Here is a 26,467-nt window from a genome sequence, read left to right as displayed (position 1 = left end):
GAACTATTTGAGGATGACGAGGCAGTCTCGGTGGACTACCTCCTCGCTGGCATCGGGCAGTATCGCCGAGATATCTCTGCTCCTTAGTCCCTTTATTCGATTGAGCTCCTGTAGGCTAAAATTGGTCAGACCCTTGGCGAAGATGGTTCCCTCTTTATCCACGATGTTTACGGCATCTCCCACGCTGAAATCCCCTTCGCATTTTATGACTCCGGCGGGAAGGAGACTCTTGCCCCTTTTGAGTAGAGCATCCTTTGCCCCATCGTCCACCATTACCGTGCCCCTGGCCATCCTGCCGAAGGCTATCCAGAGCTTGCGGCTCTCGACTTTTTTCTTTCCCGGGACGAAGAAGGTTCCCACGGGTTTGCCATCCATGATACCCAAAAGCACGCGGGGTCTTTTGCCATGGGCGATTATCATTCCGCTTTGAGCAAAGGTCACTATCTTGGCTGCCTGGATTTTGGTAACCATCCCCCCGGAGCCAAACCTCGTTCCCACTCCACCAGCGAGGGCTTCTATTTCAGGGGTGATTTCCTCGACCTCCTGCAAGAGCTTGGCCTCCGTTGTCTTACGGGGGTCCCTCGTATACAGACCTTCGGTATCGGTGAGGGCTATCAGCAGATCGGCCTCGACCAAATTGGAGACGAGAGCCGCCAAGGTATCGTTATCTCCGAATTTAATCTCATCCACGGCGGTAGTGTCGTTCTCGTTGATGATAGGTATGATCTCCAACTCCAGGAGTTTTTGCAGAGTATTTCGGGCATTAAGATAATGCCGACGCTGGGTGGTATCGTACTGGGTTAAGAGGACCTGCCCCACCTTTATCCCATGTTTATCGAATAGATTGGTATATTGCTGAAGCAGGAGACCCTGCCCAACCGAAGCTGCCGCCTGGAGCTCGGGGATGGTTGTTGGTCGTGCGTCCAGACCCAAACCCTCAACGCCGGCGGCGATGGCACCGGAGGAAACCAGGAGAAGCTCATATCCCCTCCTTTTAAGTTCCGCCATCTGGTCGACGAGATTCGATAGCTGAATGAAATCGAGTCTTCCCGATGGCGTGGTTATTACACTAGTTCCAACCTTGACCACAATCCTGTGAACCTTACGGAAGGTAATCATTCCTTTGCATGGTATCCACCTCATTTAGATTTATTAGCTCTGGAGCTCAGATGCTGAGTAGCTCAGTTTTTCAGAGCTCTGGAGCTCCTGAGCTTCCCAGCTTGATAAGTTGCTTTCCACTAATTTATATGTTAGGAGGGATGGAAGTCAAACACCATGGAGCCGATCTTTATGGCATCGCCTTCCTTCGCCCCCGCCTTTTTAAGTGCATCCTCCAGCCCGATTTCCCTGAATCTTTGCTGCAGATAAGCAACTGCTTCTTCGTTATCGAAATCGGTCATGGCCACCTGCCGCTCTATTGCCTTCCCCCTTACCAGGAAGACTCCGTCTTCCGCCCTTGAGATCGAGAGTTCCCTCTCATCCTCTTGGAAACTCAAAACCCGATGTACAGCCGCTTTTCTTCGACGCTTGGTTCGTTTCACCTCCTCAAGCTTCTCGGCGATTGCATATAGAAGCTCCTTTATCCCTTCTCCGGTGGCGGCTGAGATGGGAAAGAATTGATATCCCTTCTCCTTAAAATATTGGATGGTGCGGGGTAAATTTCCTCTTGCGGATGGGAGATCGAGTTTGTTTCCGGCGACTATTTGTGGACGCTTCGCGAGAGATGGTTTGTATAGTTTAAGCTCCCTCTGGACAGTTTCAAAATCCGAGGTGGGATCCCTCCCCTCGATTCCCGATAGGTCCAGAACGTGGACGAGGATGACACTTCTGTCTATGTGCCTCAAAAAAGCTTGACCGAGTCCGGCACCCTTATGTGCTCCTTCGATCAATCCGGGGATGTCGGCTACAACGAAGTCCCTTCCATCGGATAAACTGACGACTCCCAGATGCGGAACCCGTGTGGTGAATGGATAGTCCGCTATCTTTGGTTTGGCGGCGGATATCCTGCTGATAATGGTGGATTTGCCCACATTGGGATAGCCGATCAACCCAACGTCAGCGAGGAGTTTTAGCTCTAAGGAAATCCAGCGCTCTTCGCCTGGTTCTCCCTTCTCGGCAAAGGATGGGGCTTGTCTTACGGAGGTTACAAATCTAGCATTGCCCCGTCCTCCCTGACCGCCTCCGGCAATGATGAATTCCTCTCCATCTTCAACGAGGTCACAAAGGACTTTCCCTTCTTCATCCTTAACCACAGTACCCGGGGGAACCCTTAGGATTAGATTCTCCCCGCCCCGACCATGCTTATTGCTTCCTCGACCGTGCCTTCCGTCTTCGGCTTTAAAATAGTGCTGGTAGTGGAAATCCATGAGCGTGCGCAGGGATCTCACGACTCTTAAAATGACATTGCCACCTCGGCCCCCATCGCCACCATCGGGGCCGCCTTTGGGGGCGAACTTTTCCCTTCTGAAACTCACGCAGCCATTTCCACCTTTACCACCTTTGACGAAAATTCGAGCTTCGTCGATGAAGGTCGCCACGCCTCTCAATGCCCCCTATTTCTCAGCATAAAAAATAACGACCCAGGTTATAAGAAATCAGAATGTGACCTCATAAAAACCGATGTCATACCCTGGGTCAATTCGATTCGTTTTCAGGCTTAAGCCTCCGCGAGCACGCTTACCTTACGCGAGTTATTGCGAGATTCGTACATCACATGCCCATCGATCAAAGCAAAAAGCGTATAATCACGCCCGAGTCCTACATTGAGACCGGGTTTTATCTTCGTACCCCGCTGACGAACGAGGATGCTACCCGCCGTCACGAACTGACCGCCATAGCACTTGACTCCCAAGCGCTTGGATCGACTATCTCTCCCGTTTCTGGAACTTCCCATTCCCTTTTTATGCGCCATTTTATCAACCTCCGGATAGCTGGGAGTTTGTTAGTTGGTAGTTGGGAGTGTTTTTAGTTTTTGGATTGTTCTTTGGCTTTTTGGGGGACATTTATATCATCTATCCTCACTTTGGTCAGGAATTGTCTGTGCCCCCTCATTCGCTTATATCCCTTCTTCGGTTTATATTTGAATACGATTATCTTTTCGCCCTTTAGCTGCTCGACGATGGTGCCCTTCACCTTTACCTTGGAAAGCACCTCTTTTTGATGAATCTTTTGATCGCCATGACTTAAGAAAATTACCTCATCGAACTTTACCTTATCCCCGGGCTTGCCCTCTATTTTCTCGATGAGAACTTCTTCTCCCTTCTGAACCTTATATTGTTTACCCCCAGATTCAATAATAGCATACGGCATGAAATAATTCCTCCCTTAATCAGCACCCTATCCTAACAAAGAAAAACTTTAGTTGTCAATTTACAAAATTGTACATGGGTCATAAATCCCGAATATTCTTAGATAAATCACGCATAATGGTAAATTCTAAAATTATGACCCAGCTATAAAAAGTATATGGTTCTTTAGGTGAGGTGAATGGCAGCGAATTCCCTGCACAGCTCTTTATAGGCACGCTTTATCTCTCTGCGGGAACCCTCGCTCACGAGTTCATAGCCCTCCGGTGTGTACGTGGGATCCCCATAAAGGTAAACATCTTTTCCCATTCTCTTGCGCAACTTGCCCCTCCTCGCCGCAAGAAAGTTGATCACCCTAGGATGAACTTTAAACAGCAAAGCCTCCGAGGATTTGGCCCAACAAATCCTTTTTATCCCTCGCCAGGCTTCAATTCCCGCCGCGGTATCGGAAAACACCACACCCGATCCTTCACATCTTAAACAGGGAGCATATAAGCTTTCCAATAGTCCCTGCCAGAATTTTTTCCTGGTCATCTCCACTAGACCAAATTCCGAGAATTCCCCCACATTGGTCTTTGCCCTATCCATGGCCAGGGCTTCATTTAGGGTTGAAAAAACCTTCTCCCTGTCCTTTGGATCATCCATGTCGATGAAGTCTATCACTATGATTCCACCGATATCCCTCAAACGAATTTGATCGGCGATCTCTCGAGCCGCCTCAAGATTCGTCTTGAGGATGGTCCGTTGCAAGCTGGTTTTCCCGACATACTTGCCCGTGTTGACGTCGATCGCGGTGAGGGCTTCCGTGGTGTCAATGGTGATATATCCTCCGGACCTCAACCAAATTCTCCTCTTGAGAGCCTTTCTCAGTTGGGAATCGACGTCGTACTTTTCGAATAGGGGGGTGCTTCCCGAATAAAGCTTCACACGGTCTTTGAGCTCGGGAGAAGTTTTACTTAAGAAATCTTGGATCTTTTTGCATTCCTTGGGGGAATCGATGACCAATTGTATAAAATTGGAAGTGAATATGTCTCTTGCGGCACGCAGTGCGAGTCCTTCCTCCCTGTAGAAGGCCTTCGGTGCTTTACTCTTTTCGGCCTGGCGCTGAAGTTTTCTCCAAGTCCTGATGAGATGCCTGAGATCTGCTTTCAAGCGCTCAAGTCCCACACCTTGAGCGGCCGTTCTAGCGATGAGACCCATATCATTGGGCTTGATGCTCTCGCAAAGACTTCGCAATCTTTCCCTCTCATCTTCGGAAAGACGGCGGGATACTCCAACGGAATCCCCGAAGGGGAGGAGGACCAGATGTCTGCCGGGTAAAGCGATCTGAGCGGTTACCCTGGCACCCTTTATGCCTATGGGTCCCTTGGCAACCTGAACCAATATATCCTGACCCAGTTTTAAAAAGTAATGTATCTTGTGGGGTAAGGAGTCCACCTCCTCGGGAAAGACAACTTCCCCTACGCACAAAAAGGCACTTTTCTCCTGGCCGATATCCACAAAGGCTGCATCCATACCGGGCAATACACTGCTAACGCGCCCCAGGTAGATGTTGCCCACGATGGATGGAGCATCGTTTCGCTCCACGTAAATCTCGGCCAATCTCCCCTTTTCCAAAATGGCTAATCGGGTTTCAAAATCATCCACTGAGATTATTATCTCTTTTAGTTCAGCCATATTATCCCTCCCTAATAAGTCGATACTAAACCCGGTGAGCGATGTTCAACGAGCGACTTTCGGTCAAATCGGTCAGCGATATTCGATAGGCGACTTCCGGTTAAAATCTTTTAGACCGCTCATCGCTACTCGCTGGTCGCTTTTCGAATTCGTAGGGGGTCGATGAGTTCATCGCCCACCTTTTCATATAGACTCATTCTCGTAATTTCAATTATTTCAAAGGACAAGGATTTTGGAAACCGCTCAAACAGCGCTTTTATGAGATTCTCCGGTCTGATACTCTCCTTGCCCCCGACCTGAAGAGAGAACTTCAGAGTAACCTCGCCATTTTTAACTTCTTCAACCTCAAAATCCAGGAGTAATCGCCGTAAATCCACTGCCCTTTCGCGATCTTTCTTGAAAACTGAAATTCTTCCCCGATTCAAAAGTCCATCCATGCCATCCTTGAGCTCCTCGCGGGATAGACTGGGATCAACTTTGATCAACGTTTTGTAGCTGGCTACATCGATTATGCTCATCAAAGAGGCAGAATGCAAGGGAACATATTTTGCTTCCAAGATACGGATATCCCGGGGCAAGGCTTTATTTAAGGAATCGATGATCCTCTCAGGATTCAGGTAGCCAGCAAGGAAGAAATCAGCATACTCTGCGCAGCTACTAAAACCAAGGGGAAGAGGTGGACCCCAGGAAATCTTGAGCTTGGGGCTGAAGCCCTTGGTTAAAGCAAAGGGGAGGTTTGCTCGCCTCACCGCCCTTTCAAATGCACGTACGGTTTCAAGATGCGAAAGGAATCTTAAAATGCCAAATTTTCCATATTTTACCCTTAATTTGTACATTGTTTCAAAAGTTATAGTGGTTCACGGTTCACAGTATAAACATTCAAGGGAGGGTAAGTGCGGGCTCAGGAGCACTTCACCCGACCATGGTGTTAACCCATCTTGTTAATAATACACGAACTTTCTTTTAAGGAGTCGCCAATTTGCAAACCACTGGATAAATAAGGGGCGTGAGCAAGCTATTATAAAAGGCAGAGGGAATAATTATGGTCATCAATACCATTAGAAATGGAACCTCATAGCCCAACAAAAAGATGACTGCGGTATAAATCAGTTGATTCAATAGCGAAGCCAGGAAGATCGCGGCCATGGGTAAGAAGATGCTTTCGGCGAAGATGGTCCTCTCCACCAAGCCGGCGATGTAGCCCACAATAGTCTTACACAGGGCATGAATCCCCACGATCTGAGTTAAAACCAGATCGTGTAATAAGCCTCCAAAAAAACCCGCCACCGAACCTATCGCGGGACCCTCTATGAAAGCATAGGTGACCACCACGATGAGGATAAAATCCGGTTGAACACCCCTAATGTCTATATGAGGAGCGATCGTCGTTTGTAGGATGAATGAGGCCAACAAGACCAAAAAACCCAAAAGATAGAAGGGCATATTAACCTCCCTCCGTGGGAAAGGGTGTTTTTGGCAGAGGATTGGTGATGATTAAAACCTCCTCCAACTTCGAGAAATCCACGGAAGATTTCACCTTAACCTCTTTATATAGCCCATAGGGATTGACTTTAATCTCACTTACGGTGCCCACAAAAATTCCGGGAGGGAAAACGCCTCCCAATCCCGATGTTATAACTGCATCCATCTTCCTCACCCTGGAATCCTTGGGAATGAAGTTCAGTTTCAGTTCACCACCGGTCTCGCCCTGTAAGATTCCACGCTCACCTGTGCTTAAGATTTGGCAAGAAACCCCGCTTTTTGGATCGGTTATTAGTTGGACTTGTGCAGCATGGGAGGAGACACCGACCACCTGACCCACTAAACCCTTATCGACCACCACGGGCATGTATTTCCTCACTCCATCCGCGGATCCCTTATCCAAAATGATGATCGCCTGCCAACCAGTGGGAGATTTTCCGATGATCCGTGCCGGAAGAACCTTATAGATGGTTTTCTCCTTAAACCCGATGAGCCTTCGGAGGCGTTCGTTTTCCTTGGCTACCACTTTGAGCGAAATCAAATCCCTCTTGAGTTCCGCCACTTCCCTTTTCAATCTCTCATTTTCCTGTTTAAGATCGCGAATCTCCACGAGGAAATGGATGCCGTGTCGGAAGGGATCCACTATACTAGAGACCCCAGCTTGAAGGGGGGCCACGAGACCCACCGTTATCCTCTGAACCCTATGTACCAAGCCCTCTTCGCCCTCCTTAAAGTGAATGGTCAGGATGGCTATGCTCACTATTATTAAAGCCGCGAGAATTATCCGATTACGTCTCCAGTGGAGGTACAAAATGACCTCCCTCCCCCTCAAAAAATTTAAGTCGCACGACTTTGGAATGCATGTCAAAGGATTCTTAAGACATGCGACTTGTCCTGCGACTTACGATCTTTATCTCCGCTTCAGCGTTGCGAGCCGATGAGTATCCTCCTTAATACGTTTATCTCTTCCAAAGCCTTTCCCGATCCGATTACCACGCAGGTAAGAGGATTCTCAGTGATGTGCACGGGCATACCCGTCTCCTGTCTCAATCTTTCATCCAATCCCCTAAGGAGGGCGCCTCCACCGGTGAGGACTATTCCTCTGTCCATGACATCGCTGGAAAGCTCGGGAGGAGTTTTTTCCAAAGTGCTTTTGATGGCTAAAACTACGGCACCAATGGGTTCCTCCATCGCCGCTCGAATTTCCTCGGAGGAGAGGATGATATTCTTGGGGAGGCCGGTCAACAGATCTCGACCACGGACCTCCACATCCTCCTCTTCAGGGAGCGGATAGGCCGAGCCGATTTCTATCTTGATCTCCTCGGCGGTTCTTTCTCCTATCATCACATTGTATTCCCTCTTGACATGGGCGATGATCGCCTCGTCGCACTCGTCGCCACCTACGCGGATGGACTCGCTACATACGATCCCTCCCAGAGAGATCACGGCCACTTCGGTGGTTCCGCCGCCGATATCCACGACCATATTCCCCGTTGGGTCCTGTATGGGAAGACCCGCACCTATGGCCGCGGCCATGGGCTCTTCGATTAGATATGCGGCTCTGGCACCCGCCTGAATGGTCGCTTCAAAAACGGCGCGCTTTTCCACCTCCGTGACCCCGGAGGGGACGCAGACCACCACCCTAGGTCGCACCGCAAACCTGCGCTTATGCACTCTCTGGATGAAATAGCGGAGCATGCTTTCGGTCACATCGAAGTCGGCAATGACTCCGTCCTTGAGCGGTCTTATGGCAACGATGTTGCCGGGTGTCCTTCCCAACATCCTTTTTGCTTCCGAGCCCACAGCGAGAATCCTGCCAGCGTCCTTTTCTATGGCCACCACGGAGGGCTCCATAAGAACGAGTCCTCGTCCCTTCACATGAACCTTGGTATTCGCCGTCCCCAGATCAACCGCCATATCCCTCCCGAAAGGACCTATGAGAAAATCAAACATCTCCCTTATTCCCCTTCCCAACTATCCTTTATTAATTATAGCAATCCTCGCTCTTTTAAGCTGGTAAATCTTCCATCTCCGAGAATTATGTGATCCAGCACATCGATTCCCAAAATCTCACCCGCCTTGACCAACCGCTTCGTGAGGGCAATATCTTCGGAACTTGGAGACGCGTCTCCGCTTGGATGATTGTGGACCACGATCAGAGCTGAACCACTGTGCTTAATGGCAGTCTTAAATAGCTCCCGAGGATGGACAATGGAAGAATTGAGGCTCCCCACGGAAATCTCGACGATCCTTAGGATCTCATTTTTGGTGTTCAGTATCAACGCCTTGAAGTGTTCCTTATCCAAGTAACGCATCTCGGGCATGAGCAAATCCACCACATCCTCGGGGGCGGAGATCACCGTCCTTTTGAACGGTAAAGCCAGCACCAATCTCCTTCCCAATTCGAGGGAGGCTAAAACCTTTGCCGCCTTGGCAAGGCCTACCCCATCTATCTTCGAGAGTTCCTCCAAACTGGCACCACTTAAATTTCCCAAGCTTTCGAACTCGCTTAAAATCCTTTGGCTGAGTTGAAGGGCTGTCTGTCCCTTGCTGCCAGTCCCGATGATGATCGCCAAAAGCTCTATATTTGAGAGACTGCCCGCGCTGGAGCGAAAGAGCCTCTCCCTTGGTCTCACCTCGGGTGGTAATTCTTTGATTGTAAGGTGATATCTCAACTTACCCAACTCTCCCTCACAAAATCGATGTTCCCAGCGGACAATCTTTTCACCAGGTATGTAGCGACGATTCCGTTGAAAGCTCCCGTCGGTATGGCGATCAGTATCAAAAATGGAGCCTGAAATAAAACACCCCAATGATGAGCGATTAAAGCACCGGCGAGGGTTAATTGTACCATGTTGTGGGCGGTCGATCCGGTAAGACTCACCCCAACCAAGCTAAATTTCCCATAAAACCTGTTGAAAATAAAGATCATAATGAATGTGCTCATCAATGCACCGCCAAAACTGAGATAAAATGCTGGGGTAAGGAATGTCCCCACGATTAAAGAGCCCAAAATGGTGCGAGCCAAAACATTGTATAGACACTCTCGCCAAGAATAAAAAATGAGGAGCATCAGTGTGACCACATTCGTTAGGCCAAGCTTGGCACCCGGTAGGGGAAAGGGGGGAAGAAAAAGCGTTTCGACAGCATAAAGAAGGATGCCTAAAGCCAAAAAGAGGGATAGTAGCACCAACCTTCGGGTGCGTATCTCCACCAAATCCGCGATTGAAACCCCTTTTCCCCTATTTTGATACGGCATCGATCGGTTTCCCCTCATCGCTTCCCACGATTTTCACGACAACCTCGTTGGGTGCACAGACGATGACCTCACCTGGTTTGCTTATCCATCCCCGTGCCATGCATTCCTTCCTTGGGCATGGGGAAGAGAGTATCCGAACTTTGCTCCCCGAAATCTCGACCACGCTTATCCCCAGGCGTCCCTGGACCTTGACCTTTCGGCTTTGATATAGAGAATAGTGTCCCACCTCACGACCATAAACCGAGATGGCGAGTCCCCCAGCTCTTCCAATATTGGCAAAATTCACGCTCATCGCGAATGTCAAGGACGCCAAAAGGAGCAAAAAATAAATCAATGCTTTATCGTAGCGGGTGAGCATCGATTCCCTCTCAATTGCTTCGAAATTAGCATAAGTTTAACACCCATGATATGTGTGATTCAAGTGATTCGGGTGAGGGAGTGAGGAAGTTCTTGCCTGTGCCTGCCGGCAGGCAGGGTTAAAGTTATGAGCTTTGAGAGGCACTCAGCTGCTTAAGCTTGGGGCTGAGCTCAAGAAAATTGAGGCAGCCTCTGGGGCATTTTTCGACACATTTTCCACAACCGTTGCATTTTTCGTAATCCACGACGGCCAAATTATTCTGGACTACGACGGCATCAACCTCACAAACCTTCTCACAAGCCTTACAACCGATGCAACTCACGGTGCAGATATTCCGCTTGATTCTCGGTTTATCCTTCGAATTGCAAAATACAATTACAGGAGCATCCTTGGGCACCAAGGAAATGATATTCCTGGGGCATGTGTTGGCACAGAGCCCACATCCCGTGCATTTGTCCACATTCACTTGGGGCATGGAATTCCCATCCAAAGATAGGGCGCCAAAGGGGCAAGCCCTCACGCAATCGCCAAATCCCAGACAGCCATAGGTACACATTAGGGATCCTGAAGCCACTTGCTGGGCCATGCTACAGCTGGGGATACCATCATATCTATAACGGTGGGAGACCTTCGATTTACCGCCTTTGCAATGAACGAGCGATACTGTGGGCTTGCGCTTCTTTTGTACATCCTTTCCCAGTATGTGAGCTACCTGCTCTGCAATCTCGTGTCCACCAGCGACACAGGCTTCAACGGGAGCCTCTCCTTTGGCTATGGCTTCCGCTGCTCCCTCGCATCCCGCGTAACCACAGGCTCCGCAGTTCGCTCCAGGTAAAACATCCAGTATTTTTTCAACATTTGGGTCAACTTCCACGGCGAATTTCTTATGGGCTATACCCAGTATAATTCCGAGCCCCAATCCCAATCCCGCCATGGAAAGAGCCGCCTTTAAGATAATCCACATTGTCTTTCCTCCAAATCTTATTTACAATCCAAACAATCCCGCAAATCCCATGAAAGCCAGGGACATCAGGGCAGCTACAATGAAGGCAATGGGAAAGCCTCTAAAGGAGGATGGAATCGGCGCTCCCTCGATTCTCTCCCTAATCGCCGTGAACATTATGATGACAATGGTGTAACCAAGGGCGACACCCAAAGTATAAATGATTGATTCGATAAAGGAAAACCGGTAGGGGATATGTAATTTCAGAAAACCGGGTTTTACGCTCTCCGTCGCCGCAGCTAAAACAGCACAATTGGTGGTGATCAGGGGAAGATAAATCCCCATGGCTCGAAAGAGCGTGGGGCTTATCTTCCTTATGACCATCTCCTCAAACTGGACCAAACTGGCGATGACCAAAATGAAGGCTGGAATATACAGGAACTCGCCCACGTGAAGGGGGACCAAAACATAATTCCAGACAACCCAGCTCACCGCACTTGCCATGGTCATCACGAAGATAACTGCCAACCCCATCCCGATGGATGTGGTCATCCGGGTTGAGACCCCGAAGAAGGAGCAGAGAGCGATGAAGCGGATGAGTAAGATGTTATAAATGAGTAAGGCTCCTAAGAATAGAAAGAATAGACGTTGCGCTTCGCTCATTAGCTCCTCCTCCTACCTTGCAACATATTGAGCAATGCCATGAGAAAACCGAAGGTCAAAAAGGCTCCCGGGAACAGAATCATGATGGATGGAGGCTCAAAGCCAGCGCTCAAACTCACCAAGGTCTGCCCGAAAAGCATTATCTTGCCCGTGCCCGATAACTCCCTGATGAAGCCCATTGCCAGGAGCACGAACGTGTAGCCCGCGCCCATCCCCAATCCATCGGCGGCGGAACGCACGATGCTATGTTTGTAGGCAAAGGCTTCAGCTCGCCCCAAAATGATGCAGTTCACGACGATCAAGGGGATCCAGACTCCGAGTACATCATATACAGCGACAAAATAAGCCCTCATCACCAGATCGACAATGGTCACGAAGGAGGCAATCACGGTTATGAATATGGGAATCCTTATCTGATCGGGCGTCCATCTCCGAATGGCGGAGATGATGATATTCGAGGAAAATAGGACGAAGGTTGCGGCGATGCCCATGAAGATGCCGTATTCCACCCGCGTGGACACGGCTAGGGCTGAGCACAACCCGATCATCAATCGCAAGAGGGGATTCTCGGCGACGATACCACTCTTAAAATCGTGCCACAATTGATTCATATCCACGCCCCCTTAACTATCTAAGCTTACCTTAAGAATTTCTTCACTGTATATTGTCAAGTGACCTATTTTACCAAATTTTGGGTTATTTTATCTTCTCGCATAACTCAAGCGCTTCTTTGACCGCATTTGTAACTGCTTTTGACGACGTAGTGGCTCCGCTGATGGCGTCTATATCCTCTCCCACCTCGAGTGGATCGCTTAGGGATTTCCCCTTGAATTGCTTTTGGAAGGAGGCTTCCTCTATTTTAGCACCCAAACCCGGAGTCTCGCTGTGTTCTATGACGGCGATTCCACTCGTTTTTCCGTTTACGGTTATTCCCACGGCCAGTTTTATTGGTCCCTTATAGCCTTTTGGTATCTTTTGAACGATGAAACCAACCCTTTCCCCCTCCACATAGCCCTCGAAGACCTTGTCCAAATCCTTATACTCGTTCTTGAGCTTGGAGCACAAATCCTTTCTCTCCTTGAAATCCTTGGTGCTCGTTATCCCGGGGAGGAGCTCCATGTACGCCTTGAATTGCTTCTCCCTCTCCTGCAGCTTGATTCTCTCTTCCGTAAGGCTATACGTAGCAGCCAAACCACCGGCCGCTATAAGGCAAACCATCATTAATGTTGCCCCGAGTCTTATAATATTCCTCATTTCCCTTTCGAAACTCCGAATCTTCGGGGTTGGATATATTTATCGATCAGGGGTGTGCATGCATTCATGAATAAAATGGCATAGGTCACACCCTCGAGTAATATAGAGTAAGACCGCAACAATATGGTAATGGCACCACAACCTATTCCGAAAAGCAATCTTCCATTGGGGGTGATGGGCGAAGTCACGTAATCGGTGGCCATGAAGAAGGCTCCCAGGATCAAGCCCCCGGCGAGAACATGGAAGATCGGATCCATTCCCAAGAGCGGACAAAGGACGGCGACACTTCCAATAAAACCCGCGGGAATGCGCCAATCGATGATTTCTCGCCATAAGAGAATGCCGCCCCCAATTAAAAGGAGCAACACTGAAACTTCGCCGATGCAACCACTGGGATTACCAAATAAGCAAATTTTGTAGAAACGAGTCAGATCCACCTGAAATAAACCCAATTTCACCTGCTTGGCAAGGAATAAGGGGCTTGCCCTGGCGATGGCGTCGACCTTCAAGGCGGTATACCAATCCTTGGTCATATGTTCAGCCCATGATAAGAGTAGCACGGCTCTAGCGACGAGGGCGGGATTGAAAATATTATAGCCCAGACCTCCGAATATCTGCTTGCCCAGAAAGATGGCGATGAATCCACCGACCACGGGAATCCACCATGGAACCTTTGGAGGCAGACATAAAGCCAGAAGAAGACCGGTGACAATGGCGCTGCCATCGTTTATGGTTGTAGGTAGCCTTCGGGTTTTCTGGAATAAAGCCTCCGTTGCAATCGCAGCTAAAATGGAGAGTACGATGACCTTTATTGCATAAAAGTGGAAGAAGTAAATGCCTCCAAGGGTTGCAGGCAACAAGCCTAAGACAACCCAGAACATGATCTGGGAAACTTCTTCCCTTTCACGGATATGAGGTGGAACGGATACAACGAGTTCGAGCTCTTCCTGAGCCATGTTGGACTTTCTCTCCTTAGGTTTTCCTCTCCTTAAGCAAGATGTTCTTGGCAAATCTTATATATTGAATGAAGGGTATCTCCGTTGGACAGATGAGACCACAGGCTCCACACTCCACACATTCCAGCACACCCGCGGCATTTGCCTCATCGATCTTGTCCTCCATCACATAAGTAACGATGAAGATAGGTATCAAAGACATCGGACACACCTTCACGCACCTACCACATCTAACGCAGGGGCGCGGGGATGAAACTTCAGCCATCTCTTTGGGCAGCACTACTATGCCCTGTGACCCCTTGACCACGGGCACATCCAAACTGAATTGGGCCTCCCCTCGCATCACCCCTCCGAAGATTATCTTCCCAGGCTCACCTTCAAATCCCCCGCATTGTTCAATGAGATATTTGACCAAGGTGCCGATTTTCACCCTCAAATTTTTTGGATTTTTTATTCCCGGCCCGGTTACGGTGAGCACCCGTTCCACGAGAGGTTTTCCTTCCCTCACAGCTTGTGTGATGGCAATGGTGGTGGCGACATTTTGGACCAGGACTCCGAGATCCATGGGCACTCCGTCCCTCGGAACCTCCCTTCCCAAAATTGCTTTGATTAAATGCCTCTCCGAACCCTGGGGATATTTGGTGTCCAGCGGCACCACTTCGATGTTTTGTTCGCGAGCCGTTAAATCCTCGATCCTCTTTATGGCCTCGGCTTTATCGACCCCGATCCCAAAGTATCCCTTCTTTGCCCCCACGGTCATCAGGATTATTTTCAATCCAACGATCAAGGATTCCGTTGATTCGAGCATACTTCTGTAGTCGCCGGTGAGGTAGGGTTCACATTCACAGCCGTTTATGATCACGCTCTCTATGGGGCTCTCCTTCGGAGGTGAGAGCTTGACGTGAGTGGGAAAGACCGTTCCGCTCAAGCCCACGATGCCCGCTTCTCTAACTATGGATCGTACCCGATCTGGGGTGAGTTTATCTTGATCTGGTACTTCAAGTCTTACTTCTTCCTGCTCACCATCGGGGACTACAACCACACTCAAAACCTCTGTGCCCGTGAAATGGGGATGGGGTTCGACGGCCTTGACCTCTCCAGAGACACTGGCATGGATTGGTGCGGAAATAAAGGTATCGGTATCCCCTATCTTCTGCCCGACTAGAACTCGATCCCCCTTCTGGACTAAGGGATCACAGGGGGGACCTACGTGCTGGTGCAAGGGGATGACCACTTCCGGTGGCAAGGGGATATCCTCAATGGGCTTGTTTTGTGTAGCCTCTTTTCTCCCTAGAAGATAGATGCCTCCCTCAAAAGTCCTCAGTCTCATCTTCCCCTCACTTCAAATCAGCAAAGATATACTTGGGTCATAAAACCATAAACTTGCTGCTCAGGGGCTTGAGAGCAAGTATGAGCAAACGGCGTCGCCCCGACTCGTCGGGGAGCAGCTACGGCAAACTGACTTGAGCCGTGCGGATGTCAATTATATAATGGAAATACAGATTTTGGCAATTATTAAATTGGTCAATCATTTCCACAACTCCCTTTTTACTCGCTCGATGTCTTCCCCTTCCAACCTAAATGGATAATTCCTTATCCCTGGACCCGGTGGTTCATTTCCATATGGTCGATTGCAAGCTACCTCCCCATCCTCACTTGGGCATCCGCTGGTCATAAAGGGAAAACCCGTATCGATGATGTCCATCAAACTATCCTCCGATATCCCAAAATCCTCAATCCGCTCCCTTGGATGGAAGATAAAATCCTCAAAGGTGACTATGTCCTCATCTATGAGATATCTCGCAAGTTGGATTCTCCTGTACTGACCCATGGGTGGAGGAGATTGATTCTCAAGCCTGGAACCTACCTCGGGATAAAAGGAGAATAAGTGGGTGCTTCCACCCAGATCATGTACCCTTTGAATGGTGGCAGTCATCTCCTTCTCGGTTTCACCCAGTCCAACGATAAGATGGACTCCCACCCTGCGGAGACCGAATATTTCCACAGCCTTCCTGAACACCTCCCAATAAGTCTCCCATTTGTGCAAACCGCGGACACCTCTTCCCCTATGTTTCTTAAAGAGCTCCGGTGTAGCGGCATCCACAGCCACACCTATCATATTCGCCCCCGCTTCCTTAAATTCCACAAGGTCCTTTCCCTCGAGAATTGTGGGGGTAATGAGCAAAGAGATTGGGATATCCAAATGGGCCTTGATTCTCTCGACGATTGTGATCAAATCCCTTGTGGCCCTGGGATTTGTGATCATGGAGACACAGATCCTCTTGATCCTATCTCTCCGTTCCTCGATTCGAGTTATTATCTCATCCAGCTCATAAACCGGCCAATCCACTCTGATGAAACTCTTTTGGTCAAATTCCCCTGAGCGTCCCCTGGAAAGGCCACAATATGCGCAATTGGCCATGCATCCCTCCGAGTAAGTCATCAGCAGATTGATGCAGGATAACTTGGCATCCCTGTAGAAGCGTCCGGGACGGAAACCGAGAGTTATGGCCGCCGCCATGCTCGTTCTCAAGTATTCTGGACTCTCCCTTATGAACTCTTTTCCCCGCAAATCAGTCCTTGCAATCTCCATAGATTTATCCCTACTCATGGAAATGTACGACACTCCATACGTTTCTCGACTCTCGTCGCTCGCTGCTCGGCTCCTTTTGATTTTACTTAGTTTAGCCAAATTTTATACGAACTTCTTTAAGGTTTCGTATGCTATTATGCTGCTATCTCAAATGCAAAATGTAAAGATAAAAATGCTTTAAATTTTTCATTAAAATCATGGTCTTAAAAATCAAGTTTATGTTTTAGCTTAATGAGCTAATTTTTGCCAAAGGACAGTTGATTTTAAATTGAGCAGCAGGTCTTGCGAAATTCGATTTTTAGATCATACCGCTTTGCCCTCTCGATCGCCTCTTCCGACCATAAAGCCATTCTGTTTACCCCGGCATCGACGGCCATGGTCTCGATCCAGCTGCCATCTCTCCCCCTCGAACGTGCACAACCCAGAGAAATTGGAATATTGGGCATTTTCAAGCGAGCGGTGGCTAAAATTTCGGCAATCTTTTGAGAATGGGGAGGGGAGACAACATCCCGCATCGGCGTCCCCAACAAGGGCATCAAAGATACCACCACCAGAACGGATGGGTTGTAACCTGAAATCATATCCAAGGCTTCGAGCTCGCCTTTTATTCTGCCATAGTACAATCCAACGACGATGTGGGGGACGATTGGAATCCCCACTGTAGTCAGGGCATCCAATGAACTCTTTATGGCTTCAATTCCCACATCCAGATGGTATACGCGCTTGAGGGTTTCATCGTCTCCTATGACATCTATGAGTGCCTGATCCACACCAGCCTCCTTGAGCCTCTGAGCGGTGTCAAAATCTATCAACCCGGTATGTATGGAGATTTTTAAATTCGTCTCCTCCTTTATCCTGGCCAAGGCATCGGCAAATCTAAGCCAGGGTAGGGTTCCATCTCTTAAGCTGCCTCCACTTATCAGACAGCCGATATTGCCCTGTTCTTCTAGCTTTAGGCACCTCTTCACCAATGCCTCGGGTGTTGTGGCATGGATCATGGACTCTAATATCCGGGCACGACAGTGATCACAATTGAGTTCGCATCTATCCCCGGTGATGGAGATTGCCGGGTACCTGCCTCGATCTCCATTTAATGTAAACATCCCCGGCAGATAGAAGATAATTTCCCTGCCGAAGTTTCGCCAGGATAACTCCCTCGAATTTTCCAGTAGTTCCGTTATCTTAAGTTTCACGATAATATCCTCTGAACGCGATCCAGTTCTCCCTCAAAAGTTGCGATAGTTCTTTCTCACCATTATCCGTCGATGAGTTGAGCGATGGAGGGCAGGGCCAATGTGCATCCAGGAATTTACGTCTTCTAAGGGCCCTATCCAGTGGTTTCTGCAGAATGTCCTTCCATTCCACCTCATATTCCTCTAAAATCCCCAAATCATTCCGCTTTATGGACATGGCGGCGATTCTTCCGGCGATCTTTCCGCAAAGGATGGCGGAGAGGATTCCCGCCCCAGAGATGGGATCCGTTTGCCCCGCCGCATCCCCCACCAGGAGGATATTTCCACACCAGGTTCTCCTCAAGTATCCTCCCACGGGAACGAGTCCACTGCTGACCCTTAAAATGCTCCTCTTAATTTTTCCATCCCTCTCCAACCTCGAAACAAGGTGCTCCAGTGCCTCTCTCAATGCTCGTCTCTCGACTCTCGACGCTCGACTCCCAACTCTAATACCTACCCCCACATTTGCCGTCTCACCTTTGGGAAAAAGCCAACCGTAGCCTGCTCTATACCTTGGATCGAAGTAGACCTCCGTTGTTTTAATATCCCGGTTTAGGGGAATCTCATATTGCAGGCAACGAACGAACTCTCGATTGACTTGACCGATCCAGCCACCGGCGGTGGAGATGGGACCATCGGCACCGATTACCACCTTGGTTTCTATATTTATCTCCTCACCATCCCATCCTGCCGGACGGGCAGGGCAGACAGGTCTGGCGATGACTCCTCTCCCACGGATGGAAATAACCTTTGTTCGAAGCAGAATGTGAGCCCCGGCTTTTGCAGCTTCTATGGTCAGTAGCTCATCAAAGAGGGCTCTATTCAATATAAACCCCGGAGAATTCGTCTCAATGATTCCCCCGTCAGGCATATATGTCCTCATTATGTCGACTTCTTGTGCAATGCACCGCTTATCAATGTCCACCTCCCTACAGAGGGCTTTGGGAACGAACTCGCCACACTGAACGGGTCTCCCTATACTCGCCTTTTTCTCCAACACGAGGACGCTTATACCTTCCTCGCAGGCAACTTTTGCCGCTGTACTTCCAGCTGGTCCAGCCCCAACGACGACTAAATCGTATTTCAACTCTCCATTGACTTGCCTATCCGTCCGGCAGGCGGGCCTGCCGGTAGGCATGGTGGACATGCCATCACATCCTTGCTTTGGAGATTTGAAAGGATCTTTCTGAGTAAGTCCAACTTCAACTGCGTTTGATTCTCAAATGTCCCGGCATAAGCTTGCTGCTCTTTACCCAGGTCATAACAGGTATTATTATCGATGTCGATCAATATTCCGGGCAGTCCCACCCTCTCAAAGTCCTCTCGATGTTTGGCATAAAATGCCTCACAACAGCTGCCCACGAAGGCCTCAATGCCTTGAGTTTTACACATCTCAAGGGTACCCATCAAATCTTCAAAGTTTACAATGGTAATGGGCACAATCTCTCTCCCTCTAGCGATCCTGTAAGCCTCGCCAACACTACATTTTCCACACTCGATGCAATCCTTTTCGTATCTAAACTTGCACCCCTTAAGTTTGGCACAATAGGGAAGTAGTAGGATGGGAATGTCCTTTTTCAGTATCTCCTCAAGGGTACCGTTCACCGTGAAGATTTCATTCCCCTCTGAGAGGGATATGCCATATTGCGGATAATCGATCTTTTTCAACGCTTCGATAATCACCTCAATCAAATCCTCCGGTGAAACGTCGAGGACCTTATAACCCCAACTCTTGAAGAAATGAAGAACCTTTTCTCTCACACACTCCTCACTGGCCTCGATGTCCTTCAAGACCGCCTCGAGGTCAAAGATAGTTCTCCTGGGAAAGGCAAAGAAATCCCCGGTGATCAAGGTGCTTTGTATCCTTTTGAATCTCGTGTTTACCACCAATGTGACCCTAATCAATCCACCCTTCGCCCTATAGGTTGATTTGAGGATTTGCCTCTCGTGAGTGGGATACCTCACCTTGTGAATCCACTCGTCCGAATGGAATTCATCCACCTTCCACTCGAATAAATCCCTTTCTTCCGCGGTTAAATTTCCCTCGAAGAATTCAACTTGGAATACCTCCTCAAAACCCTCCCTTATGGCCCCTTTGACCTCTCCCAAGCTGGGCAGGTAACCCAACTCACGCTTTAACCAGGTGACCCTGTCTTTCACGGATTCTATCTCCTTGTCCTTGAGCTTTTCCATCGGTATTTTGAGGGCTTTTAACATCATCTCCACATCGAAATCCATGAGTAAAGTCCCCTGAAAGAGAAAGGCGCCGCTTTCTTCCGTTCCTCCGGTACCGGAAATCTTCCTTCCCTCGATTTCTATGTCATTTTTGGGGCGGAAAGAGGCTTCAAGACCCAATTTTCTTAAGGCACAAGTAACGGCTGAACATACCTTCCTAAAAAATGTCTCCGAGGCAACCGAGAAATTTAGACTCTCTTTGGATCCGATGAGCTCCCACCCCAGCTGAGAAGGATCGAAGAATATCGCTCCCCCACCAGTTATTCGTCTATTTATGTCGATGCCATTTTGGCGACAGAAATCGACTCTAACCTCCTGCTCTATGCTCTGATGATAGCCAACCAAAACGGCAGGAGGGGAAAACCGCAAAAAGCGCAAGGTGTTGGGGATGAGGTCCTTGGCTTTAGCCTCCAGTATCGCCGCATCCAGTGCCATATTTTCAGCCGCTGTACGTATTCCTGTGTCCAGCACTCGCCATTTGTTCAGGTTAAACCCTCCCGTTAATTTTTTACAGGTAACACTTGAAAGGGGCTGCTCGTACACATTCGTAAAACAAAGAATTATAGCCAGATGAGCGTTCGCATCGAAACTTTGGAGATCTTGCCCTCAATATCTTTGAGCCTTGCCTCCTCTCCCGACATCTTTATCAACACACCCTTCTTGGTAACCAAAGCGAGAAAGAGACCCTCCACGCCCTTAAAGGATCTGAAGATCGCCCCCAAACCGCTGCGAAGGCTGAATGCATTCAAAAGCCCATGGTTCTTCGGTAATCGATCCAAGAGAAATCTCTTCTCCCAAATTTCGTTCTTCAACTTCCCCTCACCCGGAAAATCTTTGGGATAAGTGGCTACCCAACCGGGGCTGTCGAGCCCGATCAACCTCGCACCAAAATCATTGAGAAAAAGGAGATTTGTCGCCGTCTTTGGAGGGAAGATTTCTTCAACATCCTTGGCGATGTAACGGGCTTCAATCTCTTCTCTCAAGCGAATGGGCACGGTAACTTGAATGATTTTGCCGAATTCCCGGTCGTAGACGGGATGAGGAGACCCCTCCATGATCCTGTGAAGGGGAAAGCCCACATTATAAAGGGTCATATAATCCGTCCCATATTCAAAACTTTTGGCCGGGGATGAAACCTTGATACCGAAGAGTTTCGAGCCAAAGCTCCCCTCCTTAAAGGAATTGAAGCCCAACCCGCCCTCCAAGATGAAATCACCTATCGGCTGCTCGGCGCTCAATGGTTCCACGAAGAGTTCATAGCCATCGATTTCCCGATAGATGTCCTTGAGACTCGCTTCCCCATTTATTTTGATGATGTCGGTCTCCACGAACTCCACCATCTTTTGGCTCATATCTATCCCTTCTTTAAAAATTTGGGAAGAAGCATGGGGATATCCTGGATCTCCATCTCAATCTGGATCAGTTTTGCTCCCTCCTTGAGATTAACCATGCACGTCGGGCAAGCGGTGGCGATGATCTCCGCTCCAAGTTCCTTAGCTTCTCTTACCCGACTGGAGGCGATCTTATGCGCCAGGTCCGGTTGGCTCGAGGCTAAAGGTCCACCACAGCAAAGCGCATCCTCGCGGGAATATTCGTATTCAATGAGCTTAACGCCGGGGATGGAGCGGAGGATATTCCTTGGCTCTTCGTAGATGCCACAATGTCTACCGATATCGCATCCATCGAAGTAAACGACCTTTTTATCGAGCTCCTTTTGGAACTCAAGTCGTCCTTCCCTCATCAACTGATCGAATAATTGGGTGACGTGGAGTACTTTGAAGTCCTTGGGATAGGAGTGTGTGAAGGTCTTTAAACACCCGGCACAGGAGACGATAACCGTTTCGACCCCCAATTCCTTGAACTTCTCCATATTCTTCTCCATCAGCTCCCCAGCCTTTGTGATCTCCCCCATCCGCTCCAGCGGGCTGCCACAACAGGACTCCTCCTTGCCCAGAACGGTGAAATCGAATTCGATTTGGTCCAAAATTTTAACGATGGACTTGGCGATCCTCGTGGATGCATAAGAAGCGGAGCAACCCGCGAAATAAAGATATTCGCTGGGTTCAGGGGTCTGATATTTACCCGGCAACCACTCCCCCCTTTCCTCTGCATCCTTCCCAAAGGGGTTACCCTTTTCAATTACGTTATCCCTCAATGGAAAGAGGTAGGAAGGTAGCTTGCCCTCCCGGACGAACATCTCCTTAAGAATGGCAACGTCTTCTCCAAAGTCTATTCCCGTTGGGCAAAGTTGCTTACAATTCTGGCACTGAGCACACATATAAAATGAATCCACTACTCTTTCGGTATAGCCCAATTTTCCCTCAAAAACCCTCTTCAAGAGATACATTCTGCCACGAGCGGAGGCGCCTTCGAAGCCGATCTCCCTGTACACGGGGCAGCCAAAGCGGCAGAACCCACAACTGGCACAGGTGTAGGCATCCTCGACCAAATGCTCTCTCATCTCAATTTCCCTCCCATGAGTCTTAAGCCCGCACGGATCAATCTCCCGGGAAGGAGATTGACCGCCTTAAGAAAGGTTGAGACGAGCCCTGGAGCTGAGCCCATCATCCTGGGAACGGCGTTAAAGAGAAAGGCCGGGATCCTCATTTGGGTGGTCTTGGAGGGGTTGAGGATTCGCTTGGGATCAAAGGCGTGCTTTATGTCTCGCATAACATTCAGAGAATGCCCATGTATCCTGGGCAAATGAGAAGTATTGTAGAGTCCAATCCCGTAAATAGAACCATGATATTTGTATCCGATTTCGGCGATGCTAGAGGCGAGGGAGAATGTCCTGAAAAACTCACTCTTCTTCCTCTCATCCGTCATTATTAAGGGAAGGATGTGTATGGAGCCAAAATCGCCTCCAACTCCCTCAATGAGATACCTCTCGTTCTTCAGGAGCTCCTTCAATTCAACCAGAACCTTTCCCAGGAATCTTATGGGGATTCGTATCTCCTGGGAGAAGAAGGTTGGTCCCAAGCTTTTGAGGCTCAAGACGATTTTGAACCTCTCCTCCCATTCTTCGACCGCAAGAGGCTCAAGATATTTTTCACCCTGGCAGGCTTCATCGATCTTTTTTTCATATACCGCTATTTCCTCCGGAGTTCCGGAGAGGGTTACCGCCACCGTTAACTCTTTTCCCGGCAGATCTTTCTCCTTTTGATTCAAAAACCTTATGAATTCTTCATCCAAAAAGGAATAGAAATGGGGTCTTATCCCGTTTAAAAACTGCAGGAAGCCCACACCATGATCCAGGGCATCGAATCCATACATCAAGTGCTTCATTTCACCCTTTGGATATATCTTCAGTACGACTTCGCAGATTATACCGAGAGTGCCTTCGCTTCCCACGAAGAACCACGAATCCCAGGGATCGGTATCGATGATCCGGCCGTCAGCCAGAACGACTTTGAGGGAGAGCAACTGGTCCCCCAATGAGCCATATTGGGTTACACCAACCCCGGAACCTCCCCCGGTGGCGATGAAGCCGCCTACCGTAGCCGAGGGGGCACTCGTGGGATGCACGCCCACCTCAAACCCTCTGGTCCCCAAGAAATCCATCAATCTCTTCCAGACGAGTCCCGCGCCCACTCGTACATATTCATTCCCGGGGCTAAACTCGTAAATTTCATTGAGACCCGAGAGATCGAGGACTATTCCCCCTTCGATGGGCAGGACTCCACCGAGCGACCAAGTCGCTGCCCCCCAGGGGGTAATGGGAAGATTTTCCCTATTTGCGTACTCAACGACCCTGGAGACTTCCTCGGTGCTTCGGGGTCTGACTACGACTTCCGGATTCAGCATGCCAAAGCTTTTGAGAAGCTCCTGGGGTAGAGGTGCCAAATCATGAGAATAACAAAGGAGATCGAGCTCGTCCCTGGAGATGCTATCTTCCCCTACAATTTGACAGAGAGCCTCATAAAGTGACACTGATACCTCCTCAATTTACTCGGCTTGTTCCGCCTTTTCCCGGTAGCCCTCTTTCTCTGCCTTCTCTGCTTCAGCCATCATCCAGTCCTTCACAGCATCTCCGGAGATCAAATTCCTTAATTCCGATTCCAGATTTGTGGCCTTAATTAGAGCTATCCATCCCTTACCATAGGGATCTTTATTTAAAAGGGAGGCATCGCGGTCGAGGTCCTCATTCACCTCGACAATCTCACCGCTCACGGGAGCCGCTAACTTCCCCACCCACTTGCTGGATTGCACCTTTGCAAGGGTTTCTCCCTGCTCCACCTCGTCCCCCTCAAAGGGCAAGTCCACGTAGGTAAATTCCCCCGCTGTCTTACCCGCATAATCGTCGGCTCCTACCCTTACGTTTTCGCCTTCAACCTTGGCCCAGACATGATCCTTCGTGTAGTAAAGCCCTTCCTCCACCTGATAACCTTCAATCTCCACCATTTCCGTACCTCCTTGCGCTTTAATATAACCTGGACATGATTCAAGAAAGTAAGTTTTCAAATCCAAAGCCCTAAGTCCCAAATTCTAAACAAATCCAAATTCTCAAATGTCCAAATTTTCAAAACTGTTTTGGCCATTTGGATTTTGGTCATTCGTGCTTATTTAGGATTTAGATATTGGGATTTAGGATTTATCTTTACTCGTATTTCATTCGTTTTGATTCTTTGAATTTTGGACCTCCAAAGTTTCTAATACTCCTTGGGCATCTCTTGAAGTTCCTTGTAGGTAAACACGGGACCATCTCTGCAAACATATTTGCTTCCAATGTTGCACCTGCCACATTTACCAATCCCGCACTTCATCCTCATCTCCAGGGTGGTCACGATCTGCTCGGGTTTAAATCCCAACTCTTGAAGATTCTGGACGACGAATTTTATCATGATCGGTGGTCCACATGTCACCGCCACGGCGTTTTTTGGACGTGGGGCAACCTCCATTAACACGGCGGGGACGAAACCGACCCTTCCACGCCACTTTCCATCGCCTTTATCGACGGTGACGAAATAATCAACATCCTTTCTTTTCCCCCACTTTTCAAGTTCCCATTTGAATACCAGGTCACCGGGGCTTCGAGCTCCATAAATGATGATAATATCCTCGAATTTTCGCCTGTTTTCTTCGTAAAGTACGAAGTTGATGAGGGATCTTAAGGGAGCGAGACCGATTCCGCCACCGATAAAAATGATGTTTTTGCCCCCCATATCTTCGATGGGAAAGGAGTTTCCATAAGGACCCCTCACCCCAATTATCATTCCCTCGGTGGCATTATGCAGGGCGGTGGTTACCGTGCCCATTCGCTTGATGCTAAATTCCAAGTAATCCTTCTGCGTGGGTGACGATGTTATGGAGATGGGAGCTTCTCCAACTCCAAAAACCGAGAGCAACGCAAACTGCCCGGGTTTATAAGTAAAGTCTCGTCGAAGGGCTTCATCCACGAAGACCACCCCGAAAGTCTTAACATCGTTGGCATCCGTTTCCCCGATGATCTTACTTATTTTTGCCAGATGTGGAAGGTACGGGTTCACATTGATCCCTTCCTCAAATTGCGTGATTCAAGTGATTCAAGTGAGGAAGTGATTCGAGTTTTATTTTCTCACTCCCTCACTCCATCACTTTCTCACCAGTTCTAAGAGTATTTGTCGGATATCGAAGTTGACCGGGCAATTCTTGATGCATCTCCCACAACCAACACAGGCAATTTCCCCATAATTCTTCACGAAATAATTGAACTTGTGCATTATCCTCTGTCTCACCCTTTCTTTCTCGGACATTCTGGGATTATGGCCTGATGCTTGTAAAGTAAACAAGGCGAATTGACAGGAATCCCAAGTGCAAAAGCGCTGGGCCCCCTCATCCATAGTTTCATCGGTGATATCAAAGCAGTGGCAGGTGGGGCAAAGATAAGTACATACAGCACAGCCAAGACATTTTTGATATATCCTATCCCAGAAGGCATCCTCAAACATTCCATCTAATCTCTTTTCTATTCCTTTTAAAGCGATTTTGGGTTTAATCTTATTTATGGCCTCTTTCTCGACATTGAGCTTCTTATCCAGGTCCGATTTCTTTGCCCGCTCGAAGAATTGCTCGTATTTTTCGAGCAATCTCTGGCCTTCTCCGGTTATCCCTTTGACCACAAAACGATCTCCTATGTCCGTGAATAGGAGGTCAAGACCATCCTCCGAGAAGGGACTTCCTCCCAAGGAAGTACAGAAACAGGTACTTTGCGGAAGATTACAACCTATCCCCATAAAGATGGTATTTTCTCTCTTCCGCAAGTAATATGGATCACGGTAAGGAGAATCAAACACCTTATCCAAGAGAAGAATGGCTTTGGCATCACAAGGCCGGACCCCAAAGAGAATCTTCTTCTCTTCAGGAGGGAGAACCTCTCTCACCCTGACTTCCTCATCTTGAACATATTCCAGTATTTTCTCCGATCTCGGGAAGAAAATCTCCTTAGGAGGGATCTTGAAGTTAGAACGACCAAGAGTCATCTCCCCACCGGACTGAATGGCATCGAAAAGGAGATCTTGATCTCTCTCCACA

Annotated in this window: 28 protein-coding genes; all 28 read right to left on the bottom strand. The window is 48.8% G+C overall.

The features are described 5' to 3' along the window. Positions 1 to 3: 3 nt before the first annotated feature. The gene (gene proB, locus AB1466_02280) at positions 4 to 1,119 is read right to left on the bottom strand and encodes a glutamate 5-kinase (protein MEW6188930.1); all 1,116 of its coding nucleotides are present in this window, start codon (positions 1,117 to 1,119) and stop codon (positions 4 to 6) included. A gap of 131 nt (positions 1,120 to 1,250) precedes the next feature. Continuing rightward, positions 1,251 to 2,546 (bottom strand): GTPase ObgE, encoded by a 1,296-nt coding sequence (gene obgE / locus AB1466_02275; GenBank protein MEW6188929.1) that lies wholly within the window; start codon positions 2,544 to 2,546, stop codon positions 1,251 to 1,253. A 110-nt stretch (positions 2,547 to 2,656) separates the two neighbouring features. Continuing rightward, complete coding sequence (gene rpmA / locus AB1466_02270) at positions 2,657 to 2,911, bottom strand: 50S ribosomal protein L27 (GenBank protein ID MEW6188928.1); 255 nt, start codon at positions 2,909 to 2,911, stop codon at positions 2,657 to 2,659. Between the two features lie 53 nt (positions 2,912 to 2,964). Then, entirely contained in the window at positions 2,965 to 3,309 is a 345-nt protein-coding gene (gene rplU / locus AB1466_02265) for a 50S ribosomal protein L21 (protein MEW6188927.1), read from the bottom strand. A 164-nt stretch (positions 3,310 to 3,473) separates the two neighbouring features. Further along, a complete protein-coding gene (locus tag AB1466_02260) occupies positions 3,474 to 4,982 on the bottom strand; it encodes an Rne/Rng family ribonuclease (protein MEW6188926.1) in 1,509 nt (502 codons plus the stop codon). Between the two features lie 125 nt (positions 4,983 to 5,107). Then, complete coding sequence (locus tag AB1466_02255; protein MEW6188925.1) at positions 5,108 to 5,818, bottom strand: TIGR03936 family radical SAM-associated protein; 711 nt, start codon at positions 5,816 to 5,818, stop codon at positions 5,108 to 5,110. Positions 5,819 to 5,945: 127 nt separating this feature from the next. Beyond that, positions 5,946 to 6,425 (bottom strand): rod shape-determining protein MreD, encoded by a 480-nt coding sequence (mreD, locus tag AB1466_02250; protein ID MEW6188924.1) that lies wholly within the window; start codon positions 6,423 to 6,425, stop codon positions 5,946 to 5,948. Position 6,426: 1 nt separating this feature from the next. Then, positions 6,427 to 7,275 carry a rod shape-determining protein MreC gene (mreC, locus tag AB1466_02245; GenBank protein MEW6188923.1) on the bottom strand — a complete coding sequence of 283 codons (849 nt, stop codon included), beginning with the start codon at positions 7,273 to 7,275 and terminating at the stop codon, positions 6,427 to 6,429. Between the two features lie 110 nt (positions 7,276 to 7,385). Further along, complete coding sequence (locus tag AB1466_02240; protein MEW6188922.1) at positions 7,386 to 8,402, bottom strand: rod shape-determining protein; 1,017 nt, start codon at positions 8,400 to 8,402, stop codon at positions 7,386 to 7,388. Positions 8,403 to 8,452: 50 nt separating this feature from the next. Beyond that, entirely contained in the window at positions 8,453 to 9,148 is a 696-nt protein-coding gene (gene radC, locus AB1466_02235; GenBank protein MEW6188921.1) for a DNA repair protein RadC, read from the bottom strand. Further along, positions 9,136 to 9,723: a Gx transporter family protein gene (locus AB1466_02230; protein ID MEW6188920.1), complete on the bottom strand. Its 588-nt coding sequence runs from the start codon at positions 9,721 to 9,723 to the stop codon at positions 9,136 to 9,138. Before AB1466_02230 ends, radC begins: the two co-directional genes overlap by 13 nt. Continuing rightward, positions 9,707 to 10,081, bottom strand: coding sequence for a NusG domain II-containing protein (locus AB1466_02225; protein ID MEW6188919.1), 375 nt, complete (start codon positions 10,079 to 10,081; stop codon positions 9,707 to 9,709). Before AB1466_02225 ends, AB1466_02230 begins: the two co-directional genes overlap by 17 nt. A gap of 124 nt (positions 10,082 to 10,205) precedes the next feature. Continuing rightward, positions 10,206 to 11,045 carry an RnfABCDGE type electron transport complex subunit B gene (locus AB1466_02220; protein MEW6188918.1) on the bottom strand — a complete coding sequence of 280 codons (840 nt, stop codon included), beginning with the start codon at positions 11,043 to 11,045 and terminating at the stop codon, positions 10,206 to 10,208. A 21-nt stretch (positions 11,046 to 11,066) separates the two neighbouring features. Continuing rightward, positions 11,067 to 11,687, bottom strand: a complete 621-nt coding sequence (locus tag AB1466_02215; protein ID MEW6188917.1) for an Rnf-Nqr domain containing protein — start codon at positions 11,685 to 11,687, stop codon at positions 11,067 to 11,069. Further along, the gene (gene rsxE / locus AB1466_02210; protein ID MEW6188916.1) at positions 11,687 to 12,298 is read right to left on the bottom strand and encodes an electron transport complex subunit RsxE; all 612 of its coding nucleotides are present in this window, start codon (positions 12,296 to 12,298) and stop codon (positions 11,687 to 11,689) included. Before rsxE ends, AB1466_02215 begins: the two co-directional genes overlap by 1 nt. A gap of 85 nt (positions 12,299 to 12,383) precedes the next feature. Beyond that, on the bottom strand, positions 12,384 to 12,908 hold the full coding sequence (locus AB1466_02205) for an RnfABCDGE type electron transport complex subunit G (protein ID MEW6188915.1): 525 nt from the start codon (positions 12,906 to 12,908) through the stop codon (positions 12,384 to 12,386). A 29-nt stretch (positions 12,909 to 12,937) separates the two neighbouring features. Further along, positions 12,938 to 13,897 carry an RnfABCDGE type electron transport complex subunit D gene (locus tag AB1466_02200; GenBank protein MEW6188914.1) on the bottom strand — a complete coding sequence of 320 codons (960 nt, stop codon included), beginning with the start codon at positions 13,895 to 13,897 and terminating at the stop codon, positions 12,938 to 12,940. Positions 13,898 to 13,913: 16 nt separating this feature from the next. Beyond that, positions 13,914 to 15,227, bottom strand: a complete 1,314-nt coding sequence (rsxC, locus tag AB1466_02195; GenBank protein MEW6188913.1) for an electron transport complex subunit RsxC — start codon at positions 15,225 to 15,227, stop codon at positions 13,914 to 13,916. Positions 15,228 to 15,425: 198 nt separating this feature from the next. Further along, positions 15,426 to 16,508 carry a radical SAM protein gene (locus tag AB1466_02190; protein ID MEW6188912.1) on the bottom strand — a complete coding sequence of 361 codons (1,083 nt, stop codon included), beginning with the start codon at positions 16,506 to 16,508 and terminating at the stop codon, positions 15,426 to 15,428. Positions 16,509 to 16,753: 245 nt separating this feature from the next. Next, positions 16,754 to 17,683, bottom strand: coding sequence for a radical SAM protein (locus AB1466_02185; GenBank protein ID MEW6188911.1), 930 nt, complete (start codon positions 17,681 to 17,683; stop codon positions 16,754 to 16,756). Then, positions 17,673 to 18,860: an NAD(P)/FAD-dependent oxidoreductase gene (locus tag AB1466_02180; GenBank protein ID MEW6188910.1), complete on the bottom strand. Its 1,188-nt coding sequence runs from the start codon at positions 18,858 to 18,860 to the stop codon at positions 17,673 to 17,675. The genes AB1466_02185 and AB1466_02180 overlap by 11 nt, the downstream gene beginning before the upstream one ends. After that, complete coding sequence (locus AB1466_02175; protein ID MEW6188909.1) at positions 18,806 to 20,428, bottom strand: DUF116 domain-containing protein; 1,623 nt, start codon at positions 20,426 to 20,428, stop codon at positions 18,806 to 18,808. The genes AB1466_02180 and AB1466_02175 overlap by 55 nt, the downstream gene beginning before the upstream one ends. An 89-nt stretch (positions 20,429 to 20,517) precedes the next feature. Further along, positions 20,518 to 21,309, bottom strand: a complete 792-nt coding sequence (locus AB1466_02170; protein MEW6188908.1) for a hypothetical protein — start codon at positions 21,307 to 21,309, stop codon at positions 20,518 to 20,520. Positions 21,310 to 21,311: 2 nt separating this feature from the next. Further along, on the bottom strand, positions 21,312 to 22,418 hold the full coding sequence (locus AB1466_02165) for a (Fe-S)-binding protein (protein MEW6188907.1): 1,107 nt from the start codon (positions 22,416 to 22,418) through the stop codon (positions 21,312 to 21,314). Next, positions 22,415 to 23,887 (bottom strand): FAD-binding oxidoreductase, encoded by a 1,473-nt coding sequence (locus AB1466_02160; protein ID MEW6188906.1) that lies wholly within the window; start codon positions 23,885 to 23,887, stop codon positions 22,415 to 22,417. Before AB1466_02160 ends, AB1466_02165 begins: the two co-directional genes overlap by 4 nt. Before the next feature lie 15 nt (positions 23,888 to 23,902). Further along, positions 23,903 to 24,358 carry a glycine cleavage system protein GcvH gene (gene gcvH / locus AB1466_02155; protein MEW6188905.1) on the bottom strand — a complete coding sequence of 152 codons (456 nt, stop codon included), beginning with the start codon at positions 24,356 to 24,358 and terminating at the stop codon, positions 23,903 to 23,905. Between the two features lie 248 nt (positions 24,359 to 24,606). Continuing rightward, the gene (locus AB1466_02150) at positions 24,607 to 25,443 is read right to left on the bottom strand and encodes an FAD/NAD(P)-binding protein (protein ID MEW6188904.1); all 837 of its coding nucleotides are present in this window, start codon (positions 25,441 to 25,443) and stop codon (positions 24,607 to 24,609) included. Positions 25,444 to 25,527: 84 nt separating this feature from the next. Beyond that, positions 25,528 to 26,467, bottom strand: a 940-nt coding sequence (locus AB1466_02145; GenBank protein MEW6188903.1) for a 4Fe-4S dicluster domain-containing protein, incomplete at its 5' end; no start/stop codon positions are given.

The organism is Actinomycetota bacterium (assembly GCA_040755895.1).
Classification (GTDB): Bacteria; Actinomycetota; Aquicultoria; order Subteraquimicrobiales; family Subteraquimicrobiaceae; genus Subteraquimicrobium.
The sequence above is the reverse complement of the archived record's forward strand: the minus strand, read 5'-3'. Positions and strand labels throughout refer to the sequence as shown.